This is a genomic window from Natronorubrum halophilum (assembly GCF_003670115.1).
Classification (GTDB): Archaea; Halobacteriota; Halobacteria; order Halobacteriales; family Natrialbaceae; genus Natronorubrum; species Natronorubrum halophilum.
Genome location: NZ_QQTY01000001.1, coordinates 169,507 through 194,838, shown reverse-complemented (window position 1 = coordinate 194,838; position 25,332 = coordinate 169,507). Strand labels below are relative to the sequence as shown.

Genomic DNA, 25,332 nt, shown 5'->3' with positions numbered 1-25,332 from the left:
CGTCTAGATCGGACCGCCACCTCGCTCACTCGAGCTCCGGAGCGACGTCGTTTCCGAGCCGATGGACGCAGTCGATCAGTTCGTCGGTCCCGACGCCCGGATAGTAGGTCCGGAAGATGAAGTGGCTCTCGTCGCCGAGGGCGTCGCGATAGCGCTCGAGTTCGTCGACCACCTGTTCCGGGGTGCCGAAGATCGCCTGTTCTTTCAGTTCCGCCTTGCGTTCGGCCTCGAGTTCGTCGACGGACTCGCCGGAGAAGATCTCCTGATAGCGCCGCTGGATGTAGAAGTAGCCGTCGCGCATCGTCTCCCAGGCGTCCTCGCGGGAGTCGCCGACCCAGCCGTGTTGGAGGGCGTAGATCGTACAGTCGCTCGGAATGCGCTCTTGCTCGCGCACCCGACGGATATCCTCGACGCGCTTGCGGACGCCCTCGACGGAGAGCGATGACGGGGCACACCAGCCGTCAGCCGTTCGCGCGGCGCGCCGGACCGCCGGTTTCGCGCCGCCGCCGAGCACGATCGGCACCGACTCGCCGGGCGGCTTGGGCGTGATCGAGACGTCCGTCGGCACGTCGTGAAACGACGAGTCGTACTCGAGGTCGCCCGCGCTCCAGCCGGCCCGGAGGAAGGGGACGAGATCCTCGAGGCGATCGGCTCGCTCGTCCCGCGGAACGCCGAAGACATCGAACTCCCGCGGATTCGATCCGATCGCCAGCCCGAGCGTTAGTCGTCCGTCCGCGAGCAGGTCGACGGTCGCGGCGTCCTCCGCGAGACGAATCGGATCGTACAGCGGGCCGAGCGCGACGCAGCTGCCGATCTCGAGGGCGGTCGTCTCGGCGGCCATCGCCCCCAGGGTCGGCATCGTCCCGGAGAGATACCCGTCGGCGGCGAAGTGGTGCTCCGACACCCACGCGCTGTCGAGCCCCGCGTTTTCGATTTCGCGGGTCAGCGTCAGAATCTCGTCGTACAGCTCGCTCGAGTCGCGATCGTCGTCGGGCCGCCGTTGGGCGGTGAACAGGCCCGTCCCGAGTTTCATACTCGTATTATTCAGTGTGACCGGCTTAATTGTTGGTACGTCGATTATCAGTCACAGGACTCGGTTTGGTGGTACGCATCGCCGTTGAGAACACCACGAAAGCCCCTGGAACCGTCCGGTCGATGGACTCGCTGCGCGCGCTCCCTTCGGTCGCGTGCTTACGTCGTCCGTCTTCCCGGACGGTTCCAGCCCCTTTCATTCCCACCCATACCGGCTGGTCGGGCAAGCCACCGCGGGTGGGAATGAAAGGGGCTGGCACTCTCGCTGTGTGAGACGACATAAGGACCGCAGCCCGAAGGGCGAGGACCGCAGCGAGTCGCAACCAGCGAGAGTGCCAGGGGCTTTCGTGGTGTCGTTGACTCGTGTGATATCGAGGGGGGTCAAATCAAGTCGAGTCGTACGAGCGACGCTAATGGTCAATAACGGTGATTTCCTCGACGGGCCACTGGCTCAGGATTTCGACGCCGTGCTCTCGCACGACGACCATCTCCTCGACGCGGACGCCCTGCCGACCGGCCGGCTCCTGGGTCTCGACGGCCATCGTCATCCCCTCCTCGATCTCGATCGGGTGATCGGGCGAGAGGCCGCGCCAGATCAGCGGCACCTCGTACAGCTGGAGCCCGAGCCCGTGCGCCCAGTGGTTCGTGGTCATCTGCCAGTGTTCGTCGGCGTCGTAGTAGTCGGCGTGTTCGCCTTCCATGTCGGGGAACCCTCGAGCGATTTCGTCCGTCGTCGCCCCGGGTTCGATGCGCTCGAGCACGTCGTAGAGGTTGTCTCGAGCCGTCTCGTAGGCCTCTCGCTGCTCCTGAGTCGGCTCGCCCATCGAGAAGGTGCGGTAGTAACACGACCGGTAGCCGAGGTAGCCGACGTTGTAGAAGTCGGCGTAGACCAGGTCGCCCGGCCGGATTGCCCGATCGGTGGTGTTGGCCTGGTGTTTCGGCCACGTGTTCGGTCCGGACGTGAGGTAGCCGCCCCCGACGAACGCGCCGTGACGCCACAGTTCGCGGACGGCCTCGCCCCAGACCTCAGTCTCGCGTTTCCCCGGCTCCGCGGCGTTCTTGATGGTCTGAAAGCCGGCTTCGCAGATCGAGGCGACCATCCGCAAGCACTCGATCTCGTCTTCGGTCTTGACCTTTCGGGCGTCCTCCATGATCGCGTTGCAGGCCTCGACGTCGGTCTCGAGGCCCTGATCCTCGAGCGCGGCGAGCAGCCCTCGGTTGCCGACGTCGACGCCGAGCGTCTCGTCGGCGACGCCGTACTCCTCGGCCGCCTCGGCGACGCCCTCGGCCATCGTCGAGAGCAGGAAGTCGCGAGCCGAGTCGCGGCCGGACGCCCGCGGGACGTTTCCGAGTCCGGGACAGGCGTAACGGACGTCGTGCAGCCAGGGACAGTTGAACCGCTGGTTGCTCGCGTGGTCCGCGGTGTCCCAGTGGACGATATCGCCGGTTTCGGTCAGGAGAGTGTAGTGGTCCGCGCCGCTGCCGCCCGTCATCGCCAGCCCCGTCACGTAGCGGATGTTGGGGTCCGAGACGAGGAGTATCGCACCGAGGTCGGTCTCCCGCAGGCGCTCGAGGGCCTTCTCTTTTCGTTCCTCGCGAAGCCGTCGGGTGTCGATCCGCTGCTCCCAGTCGACGGCCTGCGTGCCGCGCGTGCCTTCCATAAATTCCCGCTCGTAGAACGTCATGCGCTGACGTATCACTGCAACCCACTAAATCGTACCGCTGGCGGCGACCGGCGACGGACACCGGACTATAAGGCCGCCCGAATGCTACGAATACGCATGCCCATTCCCGGCTACGATCCCGAAGACATCGACGAACAGCTCGAGTCGCGCCTGGACGACGGAGAGATCGAACGGAAGCTGACCGACTCGGAGCTCAAAGCGTACCGTGACGGCGACGCGAATCTGATCGACTTCCTTGACGGGGACGAGATCGAGCGGATCCTCGGTCGATAGTAGCGTATCTGTCCGCTGCGGTACGAACGCGAGCGGACGGCTCGCTCGAGTTCCGGGTGGGAACTGCTCGAGTTGGAAGTGAGAGAACAGGACGTACTGCAGTTGCTGGCAACGATGAGCACCACGTCCTCCCCAACCGATTCGTTCGCTCGCTGCGCTCGCTCACTCATCCCTCGCGCGCTGTCGAGCCGTGGTTCGCTACTCACTCACCACGGCTCAGCGCGCGCCACCACGGGAATGGAAATCGCGGGGAGAGCGTCGATCCGCCGACGATCAGTCGTCGTCGGCGTCCGCCTCGCAGCCGCCGTGACCCGGCACGTTCTGGCCCTCGATCGCGTTCTGGGGCGGGACGTCGATCGCCGGGCTCTCGTCGAAGAAGTTCGCCGGCTGGAGCTTGAAGCTGTAGACCTGCACCGGGAGAATCGGCCAGTCTTCGGGTCGCGTCACGTGATTCACGCCGAGCGTGTACCAGCACACGAGGTCCTCGCGCTCGAGGTCGCGATCCTGCTCGGTCCAGGCCGGCAGTCCCGCGCCGCCGGGGTGCTGGTTCGGGTACCGCCCCGACGGATACCGCTCGTCCTCGCGGAACGGCGTCGCCCACAGGTGGTACTCGATGAATCCGGAGCGGTTCATCACGCTCGAGTCAGACTGCACCGCCGCCTCGACGTTGTCACCGGGCACGAGCCGGTAGCCGGTCGGTTTGCCGAGGCCGTTCTCCGCGGTCGGATTCTCGACTTTCCAGTATCGGCCCTTGAGCGAGTCGATCAGATCCTTCGCTTGCGTCTCGCTGGTCAGTTTCTCGCGCTTCGCGTAGAAGGCGTTGCCGCCGGGATTGTGCGTTCGGTCGTCGGCCTCGCCCATCGGATCGAGTCCGTCTGGACCCGACGGAACCTGCTGATTTTCGACGCGGTACAGCGTGTTCGGGCCGTCGTCGACGTTCATATCGAGCCGGAAGTTGAAGAAGTGCTGGTGGATCGGTGCGGCGAGTTGCGGCGCGACGAGTTCTCCGTACCCCGACGGATCCTCGTCCGATCCGACCGCGGAGACGCTGTCGATCCCGGTCAGGCGAACCTCGACTTCGATCGAGGCGTCCTGGTAGAAGTACCAGTTGAAGATGTAGTCGTAGTTGCCCACGGCGGCGACGAAGGAGACGACGAGCCGACGCCGCCGCCGGACCTCGTCGCTCTCCGTCCGCCAGTCGCTGCGCTCCCAGAGCGTGCCGTTGTCCTCCTCGTGGAGACAGATGGCGTTTTCGAGCACGTTCGGATCGCCCTCCGCGGTGTTCATCACGGCGTCCCAGTAGTGCATGTGCCCGAGGCAGTCACAGCCGTTCGTCAGCGACTTGGCGAGGCGGCCGATGTTGTACTCGCCGACGTCCATCGCGTTCTTGAACCGATCGTTGATATCGGTCGTGCCGTACGGAACCGCCATCTCGGCGCAGGAGGCGCGGTCGATGATCGAGCGGACCTCCTCGTCGTCCTCGTAGCCGATATCGTAGAGCACGAGTCCCTCGCGCTGGGTCCAGCCCACGCGCATGTGCCACCCCTGCCACTCGAGTTTCCGGCCGTCGACGCTCCAGCTCGGACCGTCGGGCTGATTCACGTTGTACGGCGTCAGGTCGTCACGGAGGTCGACGTCGTCCTCGCGATAGGCCATCCCCTTCGGTGGAAGCGGCTCGTCCTCGTCAGGTGGACCGTAGTCGACGACCTTCACGACCTCCATCCGGTCGAGGTCGACGAACGTGTGGATACCCGTCAGCGGCTTCGCGTACCCCTCGTCGCCGGCCTCCTCGCTCGGACGAAGAAACGTTAGTCCGTGAGCCAGCCGTTTCGACCGGTCCACGTCCTCCGGCACGAAGTCGTGGCCGACCGACCACGGATCGACCATCGCCCGGTCGGTGTTTTCGACGCCGCGTCGCTCGACCGCTTCCTGCCACTCCGCGTTGGCCTTCACCGTCTCCTCGCAGGCGACGAACTCCTCGATGGCGATCGACGGCTGTGCGCCCTCGACGTGCTCCCAGGAGACCACGGTTTCGTCCCGAAGCGAGACGACCGCCTCGATCGTCTTCCGATCCGTACCGTTCCGGATGACGATCCGCGCCTGCCGGTCGGGCGCGTCGCCGCCACTATCGTACGCCGCCAGCGCGTCCTTCGTCGGCTCGGCCAGTTCGATCTTGATGCAGAGACTCTCTGTGCCGACGTCGCGCTCGTCGGTCAGGATTTCGTACGTCGATTCGATCTCCGCGGGTGCGAGCGGATCGAGCGGGTGGTCGGCCTCGGGAATGGTTTCCGTTACCATGGTACATTACTGCACGACTCGCTATAAGAAACTTCTCAACACTGACAGTTGCTCGAGCGCCCAGTCGGTCCGATCTACCGCGATGTCAAACGGCATTCGACGACAGATGCGACGCTACACCGGCTCGAGGCCCGCCTCCGCCCGCAACACGTTGATGTACTTCCGGAAGCCGGTCTCGAGGTCGTACTCGGGCTCGTAGCCGAGGTCCGCCTGGGCCTTCGTCATATCGAGGTTCTGGGTCCAGGGGAGTTCCCCCTCGTCGGAGACGTCGATGTCGGCGTCGGGTAGCACGCTCTCGACGGCCTCCGCGGCCTCGCGGACGGTCGCGAGCACGCCACGGACATTGTAGACGCGCTGGCTGAGATCGTCCGCAGGAGCGAACGCCGCCTTGCGGAACGCCTGGGCGATATCCTCGACGTGTTGCCAGTCGATCGCCTGATCGCCGTACTCGACGCTGTAGGGCTCGCCGAGCGCGGGCTTCTCGATGATGTTCGCGAGGAACGCCGAGCCGCCGGTTTCGCGGTACGGGCCGTAGGCGACCGTCGGCCGGAGCGCGACGTGATCGAGGCCGTAGTCCTCGTGGTAGACCCGCGCCTGGTGTTCGTTGTACTCCTTCGTCGCACCGTAGAGCGTGTCGGGATAGACGAGTTCCGTCTCGTCGACCCACTCCGCGTCGTAGTTGTGGGGCGGCGCGTACACCGCCGCCGAGGAGGCCCATGCGACGCGTTCGATCTGGTCGTCAAGCGTGCGGGCCGCCTCGAAGACGTTGTTCGTCCCCATGACGTTCACGTCGGCCGCCGCACGCGGGTTCTCGCGCGCCGTCGTCGTCAACAGCGCGGCGAGGTGAACGATGCGGGTCGTTCCGGTTTCCTTGATCGCCCGAATCACGTCGGTCGGCTCGGAGACGTCGCCGCGTCGCACCTCGACGTCGTCGGCCACGCCGAGTTTCTCGAGGATCTCCGTGTCCGTCGAGAGATCGTATGCGACTACGTCATGGCCGTGCTCGAGCAAGTCCTGTACCACGTAGGAACCGATAAAGCCTGTTCCGCCGGTTACCAGTACCGTCGTTTCGTCGGTCATGTGTTCCTCGTATTCGACTCGGTCATGTATAGATTGGTGATCGTTCGATCCGCGCTGATCCGATTCGTTTCCGTCCAGTCTCTCCACCGGGACTCGCTACTCATGCAGTCCTCCGACCGACTCGTAGAACGAGGAAGCCAGCGTGGCGGCCATGTCCTCCTCGCGGTCGATTCGCACGTCGATCACGTGGGGAACGTCGGCCGCTTTGCCCGCCTCGAGTGCGCCGGCTAAATCGCCGGGATCGGCTACGCGTCGGCCGACCGCGCCGAACGCGTCGGCGATCTTGACGAAGTCCGTGTCGTGGAACTCGACGCCGGCGATGTCGCCGTCCTCGGCTTGCATCTGGCGGACCATCCCGAGGCTGGTGTCGTTCAGGACGACGAACGTCGGTGCGACGCCTTCCTCGACGGCGGTCTCGACGCTGTTCATCGTCATCGAGAACCCGCCGTCGCCGGCAACCGCGATCACGTCCCTGTCGGTCGTCAGCGCCGCCGACACCGCGGCCGGGTTCGCCCACCCCATCCCGCCGACGCCGCCGCTCCCGAAGTACGTCCGCACCGCCGGCGTCTGGAGGTAGTACAGCAGCCAGAACCGGTTGTTCCCGGAGTCGGCCGTAACGATCGTCTCTTCGTCGACGACGGCCTGTATCTCCTTTGCGGCGCGCTGGGGTTTGATCGGCGCGGAGTCGTCCTCGCACTCGGGGACGTCGAACCACTCTCGAGCCTCGGCCGCTCGCTCTTTCGCCCAGCCGTTGGACGCGTCGCTCGAGGCCGCGTCGACGAGCGCGGCCAGACTCTCCGCCGCGTCGCCGATCAGCCCCACGTCGGCGGGGTAGACCCACCCCGCGTTGCGGGTGTCGACGTCGGCATGGATGATCGTCTGCTCGTCGGGTCGGATGAACTCCGGCGCTTGCCAGTTGGTGTCCATCGGGTTCATCCGGCAACCGACGACGAGCAGCGCGTCGGCCTCGCTGACGACCCGGTTCGCCCCTTCGTGGCCGAACGAGCCCATGACCCCGGCGGCGCGCTCGCCGGTCTCGGGGTAGGTCGACTTCCCGAGGTAGGAGGTGACGACGGCGCAGTCGTAGGCGTCGGCGACCGCCTCGAGTTCGTCGTACGCCTCCGCGGCATGAACTCCGTTACCCGCGACGATAACCGGGCGTTCGGCTGCCTGGAGCGCCTCCGCGGCCGCCGCGACGTCGCTCGCGGTCGGCGCGGCGTTCCACGTTCGCGTTTGCTCCCGCGCGTCCCACGCGGACGGCGTGGGATCGTCCGGCACGTCCTCGGTGATCGCGTTCCCGTCCAGGATCACCGCGGTGGGGCCGGGCCGGCCGGCGACGGCGTGCTTGAACGCCAGCTGCGTCGAGCGCAGCGTCTCGACCGGCGTGCGCGGGAACCACCACTCCTTCGTGACGCCGTCGAGGATCTTCGGCAGGCTGAACCCGCCGTAATCGCCTCGGGCCTGCTGGTACGGCGCGAGCGTCGAGTACTCGCCGCGCTCGGAGGCCTCGGTGAGCACGACCATCGGCGACGAGGACAGCCGCGCCTCCATCTGGCCGATCAGTCCGAGGCTGCCGATCCAGGGTCCCTGTCCGGCGAGTACCCCCGGTTTTCCGGTGAGTCGACCGTGCATTTCGGCCATGACGCTCGCCTCGCGTTCGTCCCGCGGCCGGACGAGGTCGACGTCGGAGTCGGGGAGGGCCTCGAGCAGTTCGATGACCCGGCCGCCCGGGTAACCGAAGACGTACTCGACGCCGAGGTCATCGAGGATCTCGACGAGTGCGGACGCTGTCGAGGTCATTCGTCGGCGTCCAGGTGAACCGTCTCTTCGACGACCATTCGCGGCCCCGCGCCGGGGTCGGTGAACTCGGCCGCGTCGGCCACGACCTCCTCGCCTACGCCGGAGTCGAACGCGTCGTTCAGCGCGCGGCCGTCCTCGAACCTCAGTTGGAGCACGCCGTCGTACTCGGCGTCGTCGGGGTTTACCGGAACCGACGTGCTGTAGCGTTTCAGGCCGGGCAGGTCGCGGGCGATCTCGGCGTGGTCGCCCTGCCACCGTTCGGCGAACTCGTCGTGGCTGTACTCGTCGTCCCGGACGAGGAACTCGACCAGTGTTATCATACATCGCCACTGTTGGCACCCGCCGACTTTGTTCTATCGGTGCGGTGTGTCCACAGTGGTCGCGGTAATCGTGTGCGCGTACCAAACAGCTATGTGCGCGGATCGAAGTGTCTGCGGTATGTCCAAGCTGCCAGCGATGCGCGTCGACCACGTCGGCATCGCCGTCGAATCGATCGACGACGCCGAAGCGCTGCTGTTCGCCCTCGGCTGCGAGAAGATCCACCAGGAGGCGAGCGAGTACGGCGAGTTTACCTGGGCGACGTACGTCCTCGGCGACGCCTCCCGACTCGAGCTCATCGCCCCTGCTCCCGGCTCGGAGTCGTTCCTGACGGATTACCTCGAGCGCCAGGGTCCCGGCCTCCACCACGTCACGCTCGAGGTCGACGACCTCGAGCGAGCGGTCGGCGTTCTGGAGGAACACGACGTCCCGGTCGCCGACTACGCCGAGTTCGACCACTGGAGCGAGGCGTTCGTCCCGCCGTCGAACCCGACCGGTGCGTTGTTTCAACTCATGGAGTACCGCGATGGCTACGCGGAGCACCGGGAGGCGGGCCACCGGCTGTTCGTCGGCGGCGAGTCGCTCTGAGGCGGTGATTCCGCACTCGAGTGCCCCATCCGACTCCCGATATCGTGCACACTGCACACGGGCCTCACCATTTATGCCGCTGTACGGAAAACACGCCGGTGATGTACAAACACGTCGCGTTACTGGTTCGTCAGGACGGGCTGTCCCACGACGAGTTCGTGGACTACTGGCACGAGAATCACACCCCGATCGCCCGCGAGATCGAGGGGGTGGTTCGCTACCAGCAGGTGTTGCCGACGGAACCTGACCACGCCGAGTTCGACGGCCTGGCCGAACTCTACTTCGAGGACCTCGAGGCGCTCCACGACGCGCTCGGTAGTGAAGGCTCCCGCGACTACGACCCCGAGAAGGGGAAAGCGAAGGAGGCCCGCGAGGACGTGGATAACTTCCTCGCGATCGAGGAGCGACCCCGATTCATCGGCGAGGAGATCGTTCAAAAGGACGACGTCGACGGCGACACCGACGGCCTGTACAAACACTCGGTGTTTCTCGTCCGAAAGGAGGGGATGAGTCACGAGGAGTTCGTCGACCACTGGCAGACCAATCACACGCCGATCGCCCGCGAGATCGAGGGCGTCGTAAAGTACAACACGATCCTGCCGACCGACCCCGAACACGCGGAGTTCGACGGTGTCGCCGAACTGTACTTCGAGGACCTCGAGAAGCTGTACGACGCGCTCGGTAGCGAAGGCTCCCGCGACTACGATCCCGAGAAGGGCAAGGCGAAGGAGGCCCGCGAGGACGTGGATAACTTCCTCGCGATCGACGAACGGCCGCGACTCATCGGCCGGGAACGCCTCGTCACGGACGAGCGCTGATCGCCATGTCGGAGCCAGATATCGATTTCAACGGCCAGGTCCGCGACGCCTTTCCGGAACTCGAGCGCATCGAGGACGACGACCTGCGCGACCGCGTCGTCGAGGCGTGGACCCTCGGACTAACACGCGGCGGCTGGCGGGACGTCGAGGACGTTCCCTACGCCTGGAACATCCACGAGGTCACGAACGTCGAGCACGTCCGCGGCGTCACCCGCATCGCGCTCGAGTCGGCCCGCGAACAACGGGAATTTCACGGTGCCGACCCGGACACCGATACGATCGCGGCCGCGTGCCTCCTCCACGACGTGGGCAAGTGCTACGAGTACCCCGACTTCGTGGACGACGACGCGCTCGCCGACCCCGACCCGCGCTACGTCAGCGAGGAGATCCCCCACTCCATCTCCGGCTACGCGCTCGCCCACGAGGTCGGCTGTCCGCTGGCCGTCCAGCGGGCGATCCCGCATTTCCTCGGGGAAGTTCCCAAACGGACGCTCGAGGCCGAACTCGTCAAGAGCGCGAACTCCGCCTCGTCGAACGCCATCACGCAGGCGACGATGGGGATCACGCTACAGGAGTGGGTCGAAACCTACTCCCAGACCTCGTAGCCGGATCGACCGTGACAGCGCACCGACGCTGACGGGGTTCGAACGATGCGAACGAAACCGTCGGTCGTTCGAGTAACGGGAACAGCTTTTTGAGGGCGCTTCTCGAGTGTGAACACATGACAGCCGACTCGCGACACAGGCCGGTCGAAACCGTCGAAACGGCGTTCGACATCGTCGACGTCGTCAAACGCGCCGACGGTGCGGGAATTACCGAGATCGCCGCGGAACTCGGACTCGCGAAGAGTACGGTTCACCGCCACGTGAAGACCCTCGAGTCGCGGGGACTGCTCGTTCGAGAGGGGGACACCTACCGCATCAGCATGTGGTTCCTGGATTACGGGATTCACGTACGCAATCGCCATCGGCTGCTGGACGTCGCCAGACCGAAAGTGGACGAACTCGCCGCCGAAACCGACGAGAAGGTCTGGTGCGTGATCGAAGAGCAGGGAATCGGCGTCCACGTCTACGGTGCCGAAGGACGACACTCCGTGAAAACCCACGCCCGGATCGGTCAGCGGACGCACCTCCACCAGTTCGCCGCGGGCAAGGCGATTCTCGCGCACCTCCCCGACGAACGGATCGAGACGATTCTGGACGACTCCGGGCTGACCGCACAGACCGAACGGACGATCACCGATCGCGACGAACTCCGCGACCACCTCGAGACGATCCGCGATCGGGGATACGCGTTCAACCACGAGGAATCGGTTACCGGCGTCCACGCCGTCGGCGCGCCGATCAGAGACGAGTCGGGCACCGCGATCGGGGCGATCAGTGTCGCCGGCCCGGCGAATCGGCTGCGCGGCGAGTTGCTGACCGACGAACTCCCCGATCTCCTGCTCGGTGCGACGAACGAAGTGGAGATCAACCTCGCTCACTCCTAACCCGGGCGCGACCTCGAGGCGCTCGGTCCGCGTTCGTCATACCCGTGTACTCTCCGGAGAACGGGCGTTGTCAACTGTGATGATCTCGTGACTGCTGATCACGCCGTCAGGCTGTTCGAGCTACTCGAACGGTGCCGTAATTCCCCGTCGTCACAGCCGAACTCCCCGCTCGAGCGCCGGACATTCGGCGCGAGCGGGACGGTTCCTCCCTCGAGTCACCTGTACATGGTGTGCGATCGGCGTGGAACAGGTGGTGTTCGGTCGAGAAGATAATTACAGCCGTATGGTTGTAATCCCGTTCGCGCTACCGGAGAATCCTCGGAACAATCGGTACAGACTCCGACGAGGCCGTGTCGCGTACACGATCAATTGCTGTTCCCATAGTTTGAACACAGGCGTACAGGCGTCCGTTCGATCGGATCCGGGCGGTCGACGAGGGTTACAATCCGAGGAACTCCTCGGCGTTCTCCCAGAGGATCTTGCGCTGGACCGATTCGTCGAAGTCGAGTTCGGCGAACTGCTCGAGCCACGGCTCCGGCTCGAGCATCGGGTAGTCGGTCCCGAACATGACCTTGTCCGAGAGCAGAGATTTCGCGTAGTGGAGCACCTGATCGTCGATGTACCTCGGCATCCACCCGGAGAGGTCCATGTAGACGTTGCCCTTCTGCTGGCAGATCGCGAGCTGTTCTTTCTCCCAGGGGTAGGCGGGATGGGCGATGAGAATCTGTAGGTCGGGGTGGTCGGCCGCAACGTCGTCGATCAGCATCGGATTCCCGTACTTGATTTTCAATCCGCGTCCACCCGGCGAACACGCACCCAGGGTGGAGTTTCCGCCGTGGAAGACGACGGGGACCCCGAGGTCTTCGATCGTCGCCCAGAGGTCCTCGTGTTCGGGATCGGACGGATCGAACCCCTGGGCGATCTGCTGGAACTTGAATCCGGAGAGGTCCAGACCCTCGACGCAGCGGACCGCCTCCTCGACGCAGTCGTCTTTGAGCGGATCGACGGAGCCGAAGCCGACGAAGAAGTCGGCGTACTCGTCGCGAACCTCGGCGACGTAGTCGTTCGGAACGGGCGGATTTCCCGTGTTCGTTTCCGCATCCCACCCGAGCAAGACGGCGCGACCGACGCCGGCGTCCCGATACTCCTCGATCATGTTCTCGTACGTATCCGTCTCGAGGTCGGCACCGAACCGATCGGCCGCGTCTTTCATCATCTGTCCGCCCGCATCGTGGAGAAACTCGCTCGTCGGCTGGTGAGCGTGCGTGTCGATTGCGCGCGACTCGTCGAGCACTGTGGGCAAACCCATACGATGTGCGATGGGGTGACAGTATATGTATGTTCTTCCGACCGGCAACGTCGCTACACGGCTCGAGTGGGTACCGTTCGGCGCGAGGATGAAACTGGTCGGGCCATGCTCGATAGAATCATCGGAAAAGATACATGGTTGCTAAAATAGCAGGACCCGGACTAAACCATCCGGGAACGTCCTACGAAAATCTGTGAAGGTGAATCTGGCGATTAGAGTCGTATGAATGTCAGTATGTGGGTTCAACAGTCGAAATCGATCCGAGAATCTCGGATCGACCGGTGTGAGAGTAATTATCTGGTGTAATTGGGTATGAGTGGCCAAACATCTGCACAGCACTCCGTTACCAGCGAAAAATTATCGTTGGCAAACATATTATAACGGTCTATATATGAATCTATACATTATCGCCAGAGTGTAGTGGTTGTGTTCGTGTGTGAGGCACAACTGGGCGACCGTTCGCGGAGATGGCCCCACGACCGCGTCGAGACTGCTCGAGCGTACACGCGACTCCGACTCCATCGTCGACCGTCGATCGCCAACTCACTCCGAGGAGAGCCCTTGCAGCGACTCCTCGCCGATCTCGTTGAGGACGTGCTCGTGAAACGCCTGCAGCGCCGCGCTCTCGTCTTCCGCGAGGACGACGTCGCTGGCGGAGAGGGTCGCCAGACCGAAGGCTCGCGGCGTCGGCGAATCGTGTAGTTGCCGTTCGACGGCGAGTTCTCCGTCCGCGATCGTGCCGACGATCGCCTCGATTTTCTCGACGTTGAGTTTGTCCTCTAAGATCTCGCGGTAGGTCTCCTCGATGACCGCGAACTCCTCGAGGTCTTCGGCGAAGCCGAGCAGCATCTCGCTCGAGACCTGCTGTTCGCTGGCGGATTTCTCGTAGCCCTTGTAGCGTTTGAGGATCATCAGCGAGCGGGTCGCGTTGATCCGGAAGTAGCGCTGCAGGAGGTCGGTTCCCGATAGCGCCGCCCGAAGGTCCTCGCGCACCTGCTCGGGCTCGAGGTCGTCGATGACGCCCTCGATGTCGACCTTTCGATTGAGCGGCATCGAGAGCACGAAGCCGTTGTCGGCGACGGCGACGCGGACATTGGCGGTCGCCTCCTGTGCACAGCGGTAGGCGAACAGCCGCGAGAGTCCGTCGTTGACCTTTCGGCCGTACATCGAGTGGACGTAGTAGTGGCGTTCGTACTCGTCGCGGTCGCGCACGACCTCGATGGCGAGCTGGCCGTCGGTGCTCACGCTTTCACGGCCGGCGTAGCGGAACTGGTGTTCGAAGAGTCGGGCGATCGCTCGCACGCTGTCGTCGTCGAGGGAGAACTCGCGCAGCCACGCGCGGACTCGCGGGGAGCCGCCCGCCTCGAAATGGGCGAGGAGTTCGCCCTGAAAGTCGAGGATCTCGCGGCCCAGATCGTACGACAGCGGCAGCCGTTCGGAGTACCACGAGGGGACGGTCGGGCGCGCGCTCGTGCGATCGACGTAGACCTTCGAGCCGCGTCGGTAGCGGTACTCGAAGTGGTCGCCGCCGAGGACGAAGACGTCGCCTTTCTCCAGGGTGTCGAGGTAGCTCTCGTCCAGTTGACCGACCCACTCGTCGCCCCCGCGCGTCGACACGTCGCAGGTAAACGAGTCCGGAATCGTCCCGATGTTGGTCATGTAGATAACGCGGGCGAGGCGGCCCCGTTTGCCGATCAGCGTCTCGCCGACGGGGTACTCCTCGTAGTGGTGCTCGCCGTCGGGCGGGTCGTTCTCGTCGCGCCAGACCTTCGCGTAGACGTTCCGATCCTCGAGTCCGGCGTACTCGGCGGTGAGATACCGCATGAGCGACTCGTACTCGTCTTCGGTGTAGTTCCGGTAGGGGTACGCCCGACGGAGAATATCCTTCAACTCGGACTCCGGACGAATCTCGGCGATGGCCATTCCGTAGACGTGCTGGGCGGCGACGTCCTGGGCGTTTTCGGGGATCGATACCGAGTCGACGAAGCCCTCCTCGGCCTTTTTGAGCATGACCGCACACTCGAGCAGTTCGTCCCGGTCCAGGGCGATCACCCGCCCGGTCACGGTCTGGCCGACGCGGTGGCCCGCGCGGCCGACGCGCTGGAGCAAGGCGGCGACGGACTTGGGCGAGCCGACTTGCACCACGAGATCGACGTGGGGCATGTCGATTCCGAGTTCGAGGCTCGTCGAGGAGGTGACGACGTCGAGGTCGCCGTCCTTCAGCCGCTGTTCGGTCCGCTGGCGAACTTCCTTCGAGAGGCTCCCGTGGTGACAGCCCGAGTTGTCCTCGTCGTAGGCGTCGAAATTCTCGCGGAGGTTGTGCAGCACCCGCTCGGCACCCGATCGAGTGTTCGTAAAGACGAGCGTGTTCGTGTGGTCCTGAATGTGCTCGTGGAGCATCCGGTAGAACCGATCCTGGACGACCTCTCGAGACGTGTTGATCAGGTCGTCGGTCGGACATTCGAGTTGCATGTCGAACTCGCGGGCGAAGCGAGCGTCGACGATGTCGTACGGGCGGGGCTCGCGGGTCGCTTCGGTCCCCGCTCGCTCTTCCGAGGCGCGTGGCGCCTCGCTGCGTTCGCCGCCGGGTTCTTCCTGCCCGACCAGGAACCCCGCTACGTCCGAGAGAGGTTCGATCGTCGCCGAACAGCCGATTCGGGTGATGTCGTGATCGACCATCGCCTCCAGTCGCTCGAGGCTCACCGAGAGGTGCGTTCCTCGCTTACCTTCCGCCAGGGAGTGGATCTCGTCGACGATGACGTACTCCACGGTGCGAAGCTTCTCGCGGAACTTGGGTGAGTTGAGCAGGATCGCGAGCGTTTCGGGTGTCGTATTGAGAATGTGCGGCGTCGTCTCGAGCATCTTCTGGCGGTCGTGCGAGGAGGTGTCGCCGTGGCGGATCGCGTGACGGATCTCGCCCATCGACTCGTCGCCGGTTCGTCGCTCGACGATCGACTCGATCCCCTCGAGCGGCACCTCGAGGTTGCGGTGGATGTCGTTCGCGAGCGACTTGAGCGGCGAGACGTAGAGGCAGTAGACGGAGTTCTCGAGCGCCGCGCCGGATTGTGCGGACGGCTGGGGTTCGGTGTCGCCGGTACCGTCGGCACTGTGGTCCCGCCTGTAGAGTTCGTTGATGATCGCACAGAAGGAGGCGAGCGTCTTTCCGCTGCCCGTCGGCGCACAGATCAGCGTATTTCTCCCCTCGTGAATATTCGGAATCGCGTCGACCTGCGGCGGCGTAAAAAAGCCGTCGTTCTCCGGGACGAACTCACCGAATTCCTCGAGCCACCACTCCTGCACCGCTGGCTCGAGGAGGTCGAAGACGTCTCGGTCCTCGATGGTGACGGACTCCGGGTCGAAGGGCAGGGAGTCGTCAGTAAGCGGCAACTCGAGACCGTCGTTCCCGTCCATTAGTGTGCTCTGCGCGGCCAGCGTGTAAGAGGGTTGGGCCATCGGAGTGAAAGTGAACCACCTCGCCCGAGTCTCGAACGGCCGTGGCCGTCACCGCTCGCTCGAGTGTTCCGTCGGAGAGACGTATCTGGTGGCGAGAACCGGCCGAAGCGGTACCAACGGCCCGCTACTCGATCCAAAGGTCGTAGCAGTGCATTCAAGTATACGCCAGCAATTGAGTCGAGTATGCAAGACCAGGGAGGCTCTACACGCAAGCGAACCGGTGGTCGACTGAAGAACGTCCGAAAGCGCCGAAAGGACGAACTCGGCCGACTGCCCACGGAAACGCAGGTCGGCGAGCCCCGATTCCGGACCGTCGACGCCCGCGGGAACGAAACGAAGACGCGCGCGCTGTCGACGAACGTCGTGAGCGTCAACAAGGGCGACGAGACGATCTCCGCCGACATCGAGGATGTCATCGAGAACGACGCGAACCCGAACTACGTCCGCCGAAACATCATCACGAAGGGCGCTATCATCGAGACCTCGGAGGGACAGGCACGCGTCATGTCCCGACCCGGCCAGACCGGCCAGGTCAACGCCGTCCTCCTCGAGTAGAAACCGTAACTGATCGAAATCGCCGTTTTCAACCCGCTATCGCCTCCAGCTATGGCGTTCTCTCTGTGTGGACTCGAGACCCGATTCAGGGCCGCGGCGCGGCCTTCTGGAGCGCCGTCTCGGCGATGTTTCCGCCGTAGTCGGCGCTGCGTGACAGCGAGTCGACGATCAGTCCGAGTAACTGGGCCTGTGCGGGTTCGAGGTCGCGAAGCATGTCGTCGATCTGTCGCGTGTGTTCGTCGATCTCGAGGACGGCCTCGCGGGCGGCGTGACCCAGTCGGTTCGCCTCTTCGGAATCGTCGGCCACCAGCGCGTCCATCGACTTCTCGAGGACGTCCGAGGCGTCAGTGCGGAGCCCGATCAGGGCGTCGGCGACCGCCTCGGGAACCGCCCCGAGTTTGAGCGCGAGATTGCTGATCTTGGCGGCGTGATCGGCGACCCGTTCGAGCTGGCGAGCGCTCGAGTGGTAGTCGAAACAGTCCTCCCTGGGAACGCCGAGTTCCTCCGCAGCGCGGGGCGAGCGCAGTGTCGCCCGGAAGATGCGCGAGACGACGAGCCAGAGCCGGTCGACGTCGTCGTCGCGCTCGATCACGTCCTGGGCGATGTCGTCGTCGTTCTCGATCAGCGCGGTCACGGCGTCCTCGAGCATCGAGCGCGCGATCAGTCGCATCCGCGAGACGGCGTTGACGATCGATAGCTCCGAGGAGTCGAGCAAATCCTGAATAACGACGCTATCGCTCGTCTCCTCCAGTACCTCCACGCCGACGAGACTTCGCGTTGCGCTTCGGATCGCGCCACGCTGATCGGTGGTGATGCGACTCGCCTCGAGTCGGATGATGTCGAAGCCGCTGACGTACATCGTCAAGACGGCCCGGGTGAGCCGTTCGCCCTCGAGGTCGGTGATCTCGAGGGTCCCTTCCTGTCGATCGGTTTCGCTCTGCGGCGTCAACAGGAGGGAATCCTCCTCGGGGTAGAACTCGACCGTTGTCCCGGCGCTGACGTCGTTGTCGGTCGCCCAGGTTTTTGGCAGCGAGACCGTGTACGTCGACCCGCCAGTCACCTGTACTTTTCGCGTTTCCATACGGAGCGGTTGCGATCGGATACTGATAAATCCATCCACCTCAATAGTTCTCAGCGATTCCCTTCGAAGAGGAGTACTGCCGCGCATATGACATTATATCGGTGACAGATTTCGGTCGCCGTTCTCCGCCGATGGGCGGTCCCGAACGGAGACCTATATAGGCAACGTCGCGGGAGTTCTCCGCTACCGGATCTCGGGTGGGGACGAACCGATGACCGGTCGGATGGGTGACTCGAGCAACGGCGGCGCTTCCGCGAGAGACGCCGTCGACGTGGCTGCAAACGGATCCGAAAGCGACGGCGAGACTCCTTCAACGGCGCGACGGTCGTGCTCGAGTTCCCACGAGGCCACGCTCGGGAGCCGGATATCGCTGATACTACTGGCGAACGCGGTCGCTCACGACCGTGTCGTGTTTATATAGTCCTCGATAGCAGTACGGAGACGTACGAAGTGCAATAGCGGAGACATAGTACGCTATTTATCCAGTCAGGTGTTCGACGCTACTAATGACAGCAGGGTACCGATTCGGGATCGAACGACGAGCGGGACACAACGCGGTTGCAACCGGATCGTTGGACGGTCCACAACAAGTAACTGTGCGAAGCACGAGGACTAACTACCCCATATGACCGCGAACGGTGGCGGATCACGAACCGCATCGACGTCCGAAGCGGACGGCTCCCGTTCGGACGTGGCGTCGGCCGACCCACCCCTTGGATCGCCGCACGTCGATGACGCCGTCATCGAATCCCGCGATCTCGACGTCTACTACGGCGACGACCAGGCGCTCCGGGGGATCGACATGGACATCCCCGAGCACAAGGTGACGGCGTTGATCGGCCCCTCGGGCTGTGGGAAGTCGACGTTCCTGCGCTCGATCAACCGCATGAACGACCTCATCGACGCCGCTCGCGTCGAGGGTGACCTCTACTTCCACGGGAAGAACGTCTACGACGACGACGTCGATCCCGTCGCCCTGCGCCGGAAGATCGGCATGGTCTTCCAGAAACCAAACCCGTTCCCCAAGAGCATCTTCGACAACGTCGCCTACGGACTGCGGGTCCAGGGTGCAGACGGCGACGTCGAAGAACAGGTTACCACCGCGCTCGAGCGGGCGGCCCTGCTCGAGGAGGTCGAGGACCAACTCGAGTCGTCGGGCCTCGACCTCTCGGGCGGTCAACAACAACGGCTCTGCATCGCTCGCGCCATCGCTCCCGATCCGGAGGTCGTCCTCATGGACGAGCCGGCGTCGGCGCTAGACCCCGTCGCGACCTCGAAGATCGAAGATCTGATCGAGGATCTGGCCGAAGAGTACACGGTCGTCATCGTCACGCACAACATGCAGCAGGCGGCCCGTATCTCGGACAAGACCGCCGTCTTCCTCACCGGCGGCGAACTCGTCGAGTTCGACGATACGAACAAAATCTTCGAGAACCCCGAAAGCGACCGCGTCGAGGATTACATTACCGGTAAGTTCGGGTGACCGTCCCCGAGAACCCACGATCGTAGACGCCACCGCGGGTTGATCGGCGGATCGACGCAGTTTCGTCTATATATGTTCGTTCGACTACTGACAATACGCTCGAGGCCGCGTCACGTTCGTTCGAATCGACGGACCTCTGTGGCAGCCGTTGGCACACATATGGCGTAACGGGCCAGCCGCGCTATTGACTACCGAGCTGACAGTTACTGCGAGAAGTACATATCACTATATAGCAATCATAGTAGTCTACTTATCTACAGTGTGGCTTCGATTCGATGATGTCGAGAGATACCACGGCGTCACTGCCGACCGGCTCCGGTCGGCGCGATTTTCTCGCCGCGGCGAGCGTTGTCCTTTCCGGCGGTTTAGCCGGTTGTAGCGGCGTCTTCGCTGCGGAGGGCAATCAAGTAAACATCGCGGGAAGTAGTACGGTCTTTCCCGTGACCGAGGCGATCGCCTCTGCGTTTTCCGAAGAAAACCCCACCGTCAACATCTCGATGAGTAAGACCGGGACCGGCGGCGGGTTCGGAAATTTCTTCTGTGCGGGACGGACCGATATTAACAACGCGAGTCGGGAGATCGCCGACGCCGAAGTCGAACAGTGCGGGGACAGTAACGTGACACCGATCGAGTTCACGGTCGCAACCGACGCGCTGACGGTCGTTATGAACCCGGACGCCGACTGGGCCGACTGTCTCACCGTCGAACAACTCCGCGAGATCTGGCGCGCCGACGGTGCAGAGCGCTGGAGCGATATCGACGAGGAGTGGCCCGACGAGGAGTTCGAACTGTACGGTGCCGCGACCACTTCGGGCACGTTCGACTACTTCAACGAGGCGGTGCTCGGCGAGGAGTTGAACCACCGAAGCGACTACTACGGGACCGAGCGCGACCGAACGATCGTTCAGGGGGTCCGCGGCTCGGAGGTTGCGATGGGCTACTTCGGCTTCGCTTACTACAGCGAGAACCCGGACTCGATCAAGGCGGTCTCGATCGACAACGGTGACGGCTGCGTCGAGCCGTCGATCGAGACGGCCATGTCCGGCGAATACACGCCCCTTTCGCGCCCCCTGTTCATCTACGTCGCCAAGGAATCGCTCACCGAACCCGCGGTGCGGGACTTCGTGCGTTTCTACATAGAACAGGCCGCAACGGATGTCGTCTCCGAGGTCGGCTACGTACCGATCACCGAGGATCAACGCGACGAGAACCTCGAGAAACTCGAGACCGCGATCGAGGAGGTGACCGAATGAGCCAACCGGACTTCTCCCACGACGGGATCCGCACGGCGCGTGGTACGGCGTTCCGGTACCTCTTCATGCTCTGTGCGCTCCTGTCGATCCTGACGACCGTCGCGATCGTGCTGACGCTGCTCGTCGACTCGGCTGATTTCTTCGCGCAGGTATCGCCCGTCGAGTTCCTCACGGGGACGCGGTGGAGCCCGACGAACGATCCGATCGCGTTCGGCGTCCTGCCGCTGATTTCCGGGACGCTGATCATCACCGTCGGCGCGGCGATGGTCGCGCTCCCGATCGGTCTGCTGACCGCGATCTACCTGAGCGAGTACGCGTCCGAGCGCCGACGAGCGTACCTCAAGCCGGCGCTCGAGGTGCTGGCGGGCGTGCCGACGGTCGTCTACGGCTACTTCGCGCTCGTCTACGTCACGCCGGCGCTGGACACGTTCTTGCCGCTGTCGACGTTCAACGCGCTGTCGGCGTCGATCATGGTCGGTATCATGATCATCCCGATGGTCTCCTCGATCAGTGAGGACGCGATGAGCGCGGTGCCTGACTCGCTTCGACAGGCCAGTTACGGCCTCGGCGCGACGAAGTTCACCGTTTCGACGTCCGTCGTCGTTCCGGCGGCGCTGTCGGGCATCTTCTCGTCGTTCATCCTCGCGCTGTCGCGAGCGATCGGCGAGACCATGATCGTCGCCATCGCGGCGGGACAGACCCCGCGGTTGGCCGACGTGACGGATCCCGCCGGGTTGTTCCTGAACTCGGTCCAGACGATGACCGCCGCGATGGTCCAGATCGGGACCGGCGACATCGTCGGGCAGGGCGTCGCCTACAAGAGCCTCTTCGCGGTCGGATTAACCCTGTTCGTCATCACCTTCGTCATGAACCTGATCAGTGAATTCGTCGCATCGCGCTATCGAGAGGTGTATCGCTAATGGCGGCCGACACCACCGACGCGCCCGCCGACTCCGGGTTCGGGAAGATCAGCCGAACGAAAGACGTCGCGTTCCGCCTGCTCGCGCTGGCGGCGACCCTCATCGGGATCGTCTCGCTCGCGGTGTTGCTGGCGAACGTCACCGTCGACGCCGTCGGCTGGCTCGACTGGCAGTTCCTCACGAACCCGCCCCACCCCGATCCCTACGAGGCCGGGTTCTTCCCCGCGCTGATCGGCTCCATCGCGATCATGCTCCTGATCGCACTGATCACGTTCCCGCTCGGCGTCGGGGCCGCGGTCTACCTCGAGGAGTACGCCAACGACGGCTACCTCACCCGGTTCATCCAACTCAATATCGCCAACCTCGCGGGCGTCCCCTCGGTCGTCTACGGGCTGTTGGGACTGGGGCTGTTTATCGGCCTCCTGAACATTGGCTACGGGACGGTGATCGTCGCCGGGTTCACGGTTTCGCTGCTCGTCTTGCCGATCGTGATCATCTCGGCGCAAGAGGCGATCCGGGCGGTGCCGGACTCCCAGCGCCAGGCGTCCTACGGGATGGGTGCGACGAAGTGGCAGACGATCCGGAACGTCGTCCTCCCGCGGGCGATGCCCGGTATCATGACCGGGACGATACTGGCGCTCGGCCGCGCGATCGGCGAGACGGCACCGCTGATCATGATCGCCGCGCCGACGACCGTCTTCGGGGTTCCAAACAGCCTCTTCAGCAAAGTCAGCGCCATGCCCCTGCAAATCTACAACTGGGCGTCCTACCCCAACACCGAGTTCCAGTACGGCGTCGTGGCCGCCGGCGTCGTTACGCTACTCGTCGTCCTCCTGTCGATCAACTCGATCGCGATCATCATTCGGAACCGATATCAACAGCGCACCTGACAATGACTAACAAACAGATGACTTCCTCGGAAGCCGAACCGACCGACGACCAGCTATCCCCGACGCCGGGAACCGACGGCTTGACTGACAGCGCCGATGGGGGCGAGGGGACGACCGATCGAACGCTCCTCGAGGCGCGGGATCTCGACGTCTACTACGGCGACGACCAGGCGCTTCGGGGGATCGACATGGCGATTCCCGAACAGCAGGTGACGGCGCTGATCGGTCCCTCGGGTTGTGGGAAATCGACGTTCCTACGCTCGATCAACCGCATGAACGACCTCATCGACGTCGCTCGCGTCGACGGCGACCTCTACTACCGCGAGAAGAACGTTTACGACGACGACGTCGATCCCGTCGCCCTGCGCCGGAAGATCGGCATGGTCTTCCAGAAACCCAACCCGTTCCCCAAGAGCATCTTCGACAACGTCGCCTACGGACTGCGGGTCCAGGGCACGGACGACGACATCGACGAGAAGGTCCACACTGCCCTCGAGCGGGCGGCCCTGCTCGAGGAGGTCGAGGACCAACTCGAGTCGTCGGGCCTCGACCTCTCGGGCGGTCAACAGCAGCGCCTCTGCATCGCTCGCGCCATCGCTCCCGATCCGGAAGTGATCCTCATGGACGAGCCGGCGTCGGCGCTGGACCCCGTCGCGACCTCGAAGATCGAAGATCTGATCGAGGATCTGGCCGAAGAGTACACGGTCGTCATCGTCACGCACAACATGCAGCAGGCGGCCCGCATCTCGGACAAGACCGCCGTCTTCCTCACCGGCGGCGAACTCGTCGAGTTCGACGATACCAGCACCATCTTCGAGAACCCCGAGCACGACCGCGTCGAGGACTACATCACCGGCAAATTCGGGTAGTTCGCCGGCGGTTCCGGTCGGCGAAACGCATCGACGACGGGTGCGGATCACACCGTGTCGGCGCAATTGTACCGAGTACCGGCGACAGCGCCGGTGGGGCTTACGTGAGTCCTCGGGGATGGTCGTCGCGGATCAGGCCCGTACGGCGTCGAGACGACGTGGTCGGCGGTTAGGCCGCGTCGACGCTCCCGTCCGGACGAACCGTCACGACCGGGACGGGTGCCGTTCGGACGACCGTGTCCGTAACGCTCCCGAGGATCCGCTTTTCTAGTCCGGTTCGACCGGCCGTGCCGATGACGATCATGTCGGCGTCAAGTTCGGCCGCGTAGTCGGCGATTTCTTCGGCAGGAACGCCGGTTCGAACGACCGCTTTCGCCTCGAGACCGCGTGCGGCTGCCTTCTGTACGAGTTCGTCGGCCCAGCGGGCGGCGATCTCGGTCACGTCGTCTGTGGTTCGTGGCGGTGCACCCCCGGTCGACGAGATTTCCGCGAGGTTCACGTTACCGACAGCGAGCGCGTGGACGGTCGCGTCGAGCTTTTCGGCGAGTCCGAATCCGGTTTCGGCAGCTTTTTCGGCATATTCGCTCCCGTCCGTCGGGATTATTATCGTATTCTCCATCGAATGTCTCCTGATAGAACGTGTAGGAGGACGTATACATAATATCATACACTCGGGCAACGTTTCGTAACGGCCCGGCCGGAATCGGTTTGTGCTCGTTCGCCAGCCGTACGCGCCCCCTCGAGCGGTGGCAAATCGATGGCAGCGACCGTACGGGACCGGCAGGTCGTGTGTCACTTCGTCCCCCGAAATCCCCGCAGTGAGCGCAAGCTATATCTTCGCCCGGACGGGTGCGTGAATCATGGCTAGAAAATCGTATCAGGAGAAACTCGCGGAACTCCGCGAGGACATCCTCTACATGAGCGAGGTCGTCATGGAACGTCTTCGCATGGGTCTCGACGCACTCGAACAGAAAGACGACGAACTCGCTCGCGAAGTGATCGAGGGCGACGGGGAGATCAACCGGATGTACCTCGACCTGGAGCAAGACTGTATCGACCTGCTGGCCCTTCAGCAACCGGTCGCGAGCGATCTTCGGTTTATCGCCGCCTCCTTCAAGATCATCACCGACCTGGAACGGATCGCCGACCTCGCGGTCAACCTCGGGGAGTACACCCTCGATGCCGAGGAGAACCTCTTTCCCGACGTCGACGTCCAGGAGATGGGCGAACTGACCCTCGATATGATCGAGGACGCGATGATCGCCTACGACGTCGAGGACACGGACGCCTGCCGGGAACTCGCCGCCCGCGACGACGATCTCGACCACTTCGCCGAGCGGGCGAGCGAGATCGTCGTCCGAGATCTGATCGAGCGCGAACTCGAGTCGACCGAGGAAGTCGAACTCCTCCTACAAGACGTGTCGCGGCTCCTGCTGACGATCCGCGATCTCGAGCGGGTCGGTGACCACTCCGTGAATATCGCCGCACGGACGCTGTACATGGTCGAGAACGACGACGAACTGATCTACTGAGACGACCGTCGATCCGCTCTCCGTTTCGGTACCGTCTTCGCCGAGACGGTTTGTACCTAACCGCACGACAGCACCGGGAGTGGCGTTCAACGACACCGATACTCCGTGGGAGTGTGTTCGAACCGGCCGGAGCCGCCGACTGTGACACGGCGTCCCGCGTACTCGCACGCGACGGTGCGATCGAAGACGCTATCGCTCCTGCTCGAGGCGATGCTGTGAGTCGCCCGCCGCTCCGTGATCGCGCGGTGGTACCCCGGTGAGCAACTGGCCGACGTCGTCGATGTTTCGCGTTTGCACGAGGAGTTCCGCGGCCTCCCGGACGGTGAACTCGGCGTCGAACTCGACGCCGTAACAGCGGGTGTAACACTCGAGCCAGCGGTTCATCGCGCGCTCGAGGGCGGCGAGTTCGAACGGCGAAAACGGGACCAGTCGGTCGCCGGTACGGGCCTCGACGTAGAGCCAGATGGCTCGGCCGGCACCGTCTCGAAGGTAGCCCTCGGCGGCGTCCGGGGCCGCGGCTGTGCCGTCGATAGCCCTCTCGACGGCCGTTCGATCCCGTTCCGCCCGGCGCTCGAGGGCGGCGATACGCGAGCCGTATCGACTCAC

The 25,332-nt window shown here is 64.0% G+C and carries 23 protein-coding genes; 12 read left to right on the top strand and 11 right to left on the bottom strand.

Annotated features, from left to right (window positions below; genetic code table 11):
* Positions 1-25: 25 nt before the first annotated feature.
* Positions 26-1,033: an LLM class flavin-dependent oxidoreductase gene (locus DWB23_RS00910; protein WP_121740932.1), complete on the bottom strand. Its 1,008-nt coding sequence runs from the start codon at positions 1,031-1,033 to the stop codon at positions 26-28.
* A gap of 409 nt (positions 1,034-1,442) precedes the next feature.
* A complete protein-coding gene (locus tag DWB23_RS00905) occupies positions 1,443-2,717 on the bottom strand; it encodes a M24 family metallopeptidase (RefSeq protein ID WP_121740931.1) in 1,275 nt (424 codons plus the stop codon).
* A 96-nt stretch (positions 2,718-2,813) separates the two neighbouring features.
* On the opposite strand from DWB23_RS00905, the gene DWB23_RS22775 reads away from it, so the two are divergent.
* On the top strand, positions 2,814-2,990 hold the full coding sequence (locus DWB23_RS22775) for a hypothetical protein (protein ID WP_162989716.1): 177 nt from the start codon (positions 2,814-2,816) through the stop codon (positions 2,988-2,990).
* A gap of 273 nt (positions 2,991-3,263) precedes the next feature.
* Here DWB23_RS22775 and DWB23_RS00900 read toward each other — a convergent pair whose 3' ends face one another.
* From DWB23_RS00900 to DWB23_RS00885, 4 genes are all read right to left on the bottom strand, one after another.
* Positions 3,264-5,288: a primary-amine oxidase gene (locus DWB23_RS00900; RefSeq protein WP_121740930.1), complete on the bottom strand. Its 2,025-nt coding sequence runs from the start codon at positions 5,286-5,288 to the stop codon at positions 3,264-3,266.
* A gap of 114 nt (positions 5,289-5,402) precedes the next feature.
* On the bottom strand, positions 5,403-6,368 hold the full coding sequence (locus DWB23_RS00895) for an NAD-dependent epimerase/dehydratase family protein (RefSeq protein WP_121741880.1): 966 nt from the start codon (positions 6,366-6,368) through the stop codon (positions 5,403-5,405).
* Between the two features lie 96 nt (positions 6,369-6,464).
* A complete protein-coding gene (locus tag DWB23_RS00890) occupies positions 6,465-8,168 on the bottom strand; it encodes a thiamine pyrophosphate-binding protein (RefSeq protein ID WP_121740929.1) in 1,704 nt (567 codons plus the stop codon).
* Positions 8,165-8,488: an EthD family reductase gene (locus tag DWB23_RS00885; protein WP_121740928.1), complete on the bottom strand. Its 324-nt coding sequence runs from the start codon at positions 8,486-8,488 to the stop codon at positions 8,165-8,167. Before DWB23_RS00885 ends, DWB23_RS00890 begins: the two co-directional genes overlap by 4 nt.
* A 118-nt stretch (positions 8,489-8,606) precedes the next feature.
* On the opposite strand from DWB23_RS00885, the gene DWB23_RS00880 reads away from it, so the two are divergent.
* From DWB23_RS00880 to DWB23_RS00865, 4 genes are all read left to right on the top strand, one after another.
* Positions 8,607-9,074: a VOC family protein gene (locus DWB23_RS00880; RefSeq protein WP_121740927.1), complete on the top strand. Its 468-nt coding sequence runs from the start codon at positions 8,607-8,609 to the stop codon at positions 9,072-9,074.
* A gap of 101 nt (positions 9,075-9,175) precedes the next feature.
* The gene (locus DWB23_RS00875; protein WP_121740926.1) at positions 9,176-9,892 is read left to right on the top strand and encodes an EthD domain-containing protein; all 717 of its coding nucleotides are present in this window, start codon (positions 9,176-9,178) and stop codon (positions 9,890-9,892) included.
* 5 nt (positions 9,893-9,897) lie between these two features.
* Positions 9,898-10,497 (top strand): HD domain-containing protein, encoded by a 600-nt coding sequence (locus tag DWB23_RS00870; RefSeq protein WP_121740925.1) that lies wholly within the window; start codon positions 9,898-9,900, stop codon positions 10,495-10,497.
* Positions 10,498-10,613: 116 nt separating this feature from the next.
* Positions 10,614-11,381 carry an IclR family transcriptional regulator gene (locus DWB23_RS00865; RefSeq protein ID WP_121740924.1) on the top strand — a complete coding sequence of 256 codons (768 nt, stop codon included), beginning with the start codon at positions 10,614-10,616 and terminating at the stop codon, positions 11,379-11,381.
* Positions 11,382-11,820: 439 nt separating this feature from the next.
* Here the strand turns inward: DWB23_RS00865 and DWB23_RS00860 are convergent, their stop codons facing one another.
* Together DWB23_RS00860 and DWB23_RS00855 are read right to left on the bottom strand one after the other, a co-directional pair.
* The gene (locus DWB23_RS00860; protein WP_121740923.1) at positions 11,821-12,690 is read right to left on the bottom strand and encodes an amidohydrolase family protein; all 870 of its coding nucleotides are present in this window, start codon (positions 12,688-12,690) and stop codon (positions 11,821-11,823) included.
* Between the two features lie 543 nt (positions 12,691-13,233).
* Positions 13,234-16,101, bottom strand: coding sequence for an ATP-dependent helicase (locus DWB23_RS00855; protein ID WP_121740922.1), 2,868 nt, complete (start codon positions 16,099-16,101; stop codon positions 13,234-13,236).
* Positions 16,102-16,326: 225 nt separating this feature from the next.
* On the opposite strand from DWB23_RS00855, the gene DWB23_RS00850 reads away from it, so the two are divergent.
* On the top strand, positions 16,327-16,698 hold the full coding sequence (locus DWB23_RS00850) for a 30S ribosomal protein S8e (protein ID WP_121740921.1): 372 nt from the start codon (positions 16,327-16,329) through the stop codon (positions 16,696-16,698).
* Positions 16,699-16,783: 85 nt separating this feature from the next.
* Here DWB23_RS00850 and DWB23_RS00845 read toward each other — a convergent pair whose 3' ends face one another.
* Positions 16,784-17,779, bottom strand: a complete 996-nt coding sequence (locus tag DWB23_RS00845; RefSeq protein WP_121740920.1) for a PhoU domain-containing protein — start codon at positions 17,777-17,779, stop codon at positions 16,784-16,786.
* 625 nt (positions 17,780-18,404) lie between these two features.
* Here DWB23_RS00845 and pstB (DWB23_RS00835) point away from each other — a divergent pair.
* The 5 genes from pstB (DWB23_RS00835) (at position 18,405) to pstB (DWB23_RS00815) (ending at position 23,194) form a co-directional block, all read left to right on the top strand.
* Entirely contained in the window at positions 18,405-19,262 is an 858-nt protein-coding gene (pstB, locus tag DWB23_RS00835; protein ID WP_121740918.1) for a phosphate ABC transporter ATP-binding protein PstB, read from the top strand.
* Positions 19,263-19,540: 278 nt separating this feature from the next.
* A complete protein-coding gene (locus tag DWB23_RS00830; RefSeq protein WP_121741879.1) occupies positions 19,541-20,515 on the top strand; it encodes a PstS family phosphate ABC transporter substrate-binding protein in 975 nt (324 codons plus the stop codon).
* Complete coding sequence (gene pstC / locus DWB23_RS00825) at positions 20,512-21,435, top strand: phosphate ABC transporter permease subunit PstC (RefSeq protein WP_121740917.1); 924 nt, start codon at positions 20,512-20,514, stop codon at positions 21,433-21,435. The genes DWB23_RS00830 and pstC overlap by 4 nt, the downstream gene beginning before the upstream one ends.
* The gene (gene pstA / locus DWB23_RS00820; RefSeq protein ID WP_121740916.1) at positions 21,435-22,325 is read left to right on the top strand and encodes a phosphate ABC transporter permease PstA; all 891 of its coding nucleotides are present in this window, start codon (positions 21,435-21,437) and stop codon (positions 22,323-22,325) included. The genes pstC and pstA overlap by 1 nt, the downstream gene beginning before the upstream one ends.
* 2 nt (positions 22,326-22,327) lie before the next feature.
* Positions 22,328-23,194 carry a phosphate ABC transporter ATP-binding protein PstB gene (gene pstB, locus DWB23_RS00815; RefSeq protein ID WP_121740915.1) on the top strand — a complete coding sequence of 289 codons (867 nt, stop codon included), beginning with the start codon at positions 22,328-22,330 and terminating at the stop codon, positions 23,192-23,194.
* A 169-nt stretch (positions 23,195-23,363) separates the two neighbouring features.
* Here pstB (DWB23_RS00815) and DWB23_RS00810 read toward each other — a convergent pair whose 3' ends face one another.
* Positions 23,364-23,813, bottom strand: coding sequence for a universal stress protein (locus DWB23_RS00810; RefSeq protein WP_121740914.1), 450 nt, complete (start codon positions 23,811-23,813; stop codon positions 23,364-23,366).
* Between the two features lie 241 nt (positions 23,814-24,054).
* On the opposite strand from DWB23_RS00810, the gene phoU reads away from it, so the two are divergent.
* A complete protein-coding gene (gene phoU, locus DWB23_RS00805) occupies positions 24,055-24,726 on the top strand; it encodes a phosphate signaling complex protein PhoU (protein WP_121740913.1) in 672 nt (223 codons plus the stop codon).
* Between the two features lie 189 nt (positions 24,727-24,915).
* Here phoU and DWB23_RS00800 read toward each other — a convergent pair whose 3' ends face one another.
* On the bottom strand, positions 24,916-25,332 hold the full coding sequence (locus tag DWB23_RS00800; RefSeq protein WP_121741878.1) for a hypothetical protein: 417 nt from the start codon (positions 25,330-25,332) through the stop codon (positions 24,916-24,918).

Excerpts from the sequence above, each read along its gene's own strand:
- DWB23_RS00910 (WP_121740932.1), bottom strand. The coding sequence starts at position 1,033 with ATGAAACTCGGGACGGGCCTGTTCACCGCCCAACGGCGGCCCGACGAC.
- DWB23_RS00865 (WP_121740924.1), top strand. The coding sequence starts at position 10,614 with ATGACAGCCGACTCGCGACACAGGCCGGTCGAAACCGTCGAAACGGCG.
- DWB23_RS00845 (WP_121740920.1), bottom strand. The coding sequence starts at position 17,779 with ATGGAAACGCGAAAAGTACAGGTGACTGGCGGGTCGACGTACACGGTC.
- phoU (WP_121740913.1), top strand. The coding sequence starts at position 24,055 with ATGGCTAGAAAATCGTATCAGGAGAAACTCGCGGAACTCCGCGAGGAC.
- DWB23_RS00875 (WP_121740926.1), top strand. The coding sequence starts at position 9,176 with ATGTACAAACACGTCGCGTTACTGGTTCGTCAGGACGGGCTGTCCCAC.
- pstA (WP_121740916.1), top strand. The coding sequence starts at position 21,435 with ATGGCGGCCGACACCACCGACGCGCCCGCCGACTCCGGGTTCGGGAAG.
- DWB23_RS00890 (WP_121740929.1), bottom strand. The coding sequence starts at position 8,168 with ATGACCTCGACAGCGTCCGCACTCGTCGAGATCCTCGATGACCTCGGC.
- pstC (WP_121740917.1), top strand. The coding sequence starts at position 20,512 with ATGAGCCAACCGGACTTCTCCCACGACGGGATCCGCACGGCGCGTGGT.
- DWB23_RS00880 (WP_121740927.1), top strand. The coding sequence starts at position 8,607 with ATGTCCAAGCTGCCAGCGATGCGCGTCGACCACGTCGGCATCGCCGTC.
- DWB23_RS00810 (WP_121740914.1), bottom strand. The coding sequence starts at position 23,813 with ATGGAGAATACGATAATAATCCCGACGGACGGGAGCGAATATGCCGAA.
- pstB (WP_121740918.1), top strand. The coding sequence starts at position 18,405 with ATGACCGCGAACGGTGGCGGATCACGAACCGCATCGACGTCCGAAGCG.
- DWB23_RS00855 (WP_121740922.1), bottom strand. The coding sequence starts at position 16,101 with ATGGACGGGAACGACGGTCTCGAGTTGCCGCTTACTGACGACTCCCTG.
- DWB23_RS00895 (WP_121741880.1), bottom strand. The coding sequence starts at position 6,368 with ATGACCGACGAAACGACGGTACTGGTAACCGGCGGAACAGGCTTTATC.
- pstB (WP_121740915.1), top strand. The coding sequence starts at position 22,328 with ATGACTAACAAACAGATGACTTCCTCGGAAGCCGAACCGACCGACGAC.
- DWB23_RS00900 (WP_121740930.1), bottom strand. The coding sequence starts at position 5,288 with ATGGTAACGGAAACCATTCCCGAGGCCGACCACCCGCTCGATCCGCTC.
- DWB23_RS00905 (WP_121740931.1), bottom strand. The coding sequence starts at position 2,717 with ATGACGTTCTACGAGCGGGAATTTATGGAAGGCACGCGCGGCACGCAG.
- DWB23_RS00860 (WP_121740923.1), bottom strand. The coding sequence starts at position 12,690 with ATGGGTTTGCCCACAGTGCTCGACGAGTCGCGCGCAATCGACACGCAC.
- DWB23_RS00885 (WP_121740928.1), bottom strand. The coding sequence starts at position 8,488 with ATGATAACACTGGTCGAGTTCCTCGTCCGGGACGACGAGTACAGCCAC.
- DWB23_RS00830 (WP_121741879.1), top strand. The coding sequence starts at position 19,541 with ATGTCGAGAGATACCACGGCGTCACTGCCGACCGGCTCCGGTCGGCGC.
- DWB23_RS00850 (WP_121740921.1), top strand. The coding sequence starts at position 16,327 with ATGCAAGACCAGGGAGGCTCTACACGCAAGCGAACCGGTGGTCGACTG.
- DWB23_RS22775 (WP_162989716.1), top strand. The coding sequence starts at position 2,814 with ATGCCCATTCCCGGCTACGATCCCGAAGACATCGACGAACAGCTCGAG.
- DWB23_RS00870 (WP_121740925.1), top strand. The coding sequence starts at position 9,898 with ATGTCGGAGCCAGATATCGATTTCAACGGCCAGGTCCGCGACGCCTTT.